This window comes from Leyella stercorea (genome assembly GCF_021531355.1).
Lineage (GTDB): Bacteria > Bacteroidota > Bacteroidia > Bacteroidales > Bacteroidaceae > Prevotella.
Genome location: NZ_JADYTS010000186.1, coordinates 1 through 804 on the forward strand (window position 1 = coordinate 1; position 804 = coordinate 804).

Annotated in this window: 1 protein-coding gene; it reads right to left on the reverse strand. The window is 53.2% G+C overall.

Going from position 1 to position 804, the window contains the following annotated elements:
- A partial coding sequence (locus I6E38_RS14975; RefSeq protein WP_235394728.1) for a hypothetical protein occupies positions 1 to 804 on the reverse strand: 804 nt, incomplete at both ends.

The window sequence follows — 804 nt, forward strand, 5'->3', positions numbered from 1 at the left end:
ACTTGCTTTCTCCATTCCAGCCTTGACCTTCTTCTCAGTCATAGCCTTCTTGATATTGGTGTATAGCTCCAGTTCTGCTTTGGCTGCCTCAATAGCAATCTTCTTCTGAGCCTCAGCATCCTTGGCGTCGTTCAAGTCGCCCGTGTAGTCCACCTTTATCTTCTCAGCACCCTTCAGCGTCTTCTCGGCTCGCTTTATCTGTCCGTCCACAGCAGCCTCAGCGTTCTCGCCAAACTGCGAAGACATCCACTCCGCACCCTGCTCAGGTGTCATCTGCGAGTAGTCAGCAGTCTCACGACCTTTCGAGTCCTTCATCATCGGCACAGGCGTACCGTCCGCAAGAGTAGCAACCGGCTCCTCACCCACAGGTGTAGTCTCTTTCTCACCCAATGGCTCAGTCGGCTTAGAAAGGCCCAGTAAGGCTTCATTACCTTCCTCTCCCACAGGTTGTTCCCCAGGCTTAGTTTGGCTTAGAGAGGCTTCGTTAGGCTTACCATCCTGCTGCTGCATTTCAGCGTATACTGTAGAGTTCAACTCTTCCAGCTGTCGCTGATAGTCCTTCGCATACTCTTCGCTTGACGCGGTACGTTCAAGTGTCACGTCCTTTGCATGCACGAAGTCCATTTCGCGGGTAGCAGGGTCATACACCGTCAGCATATCACCGTCACGTACTCTGCCTTCACCATCAAACGCAACGTCTCCAGCTCCGACAATCAGCACCCTACCCTTGTTGTCCTTCACGAACACCATCTGCTCGCCGTTCTGCTTTTCGCCGTTCAGCTCGCCCTTATAGCTCCACTGGCC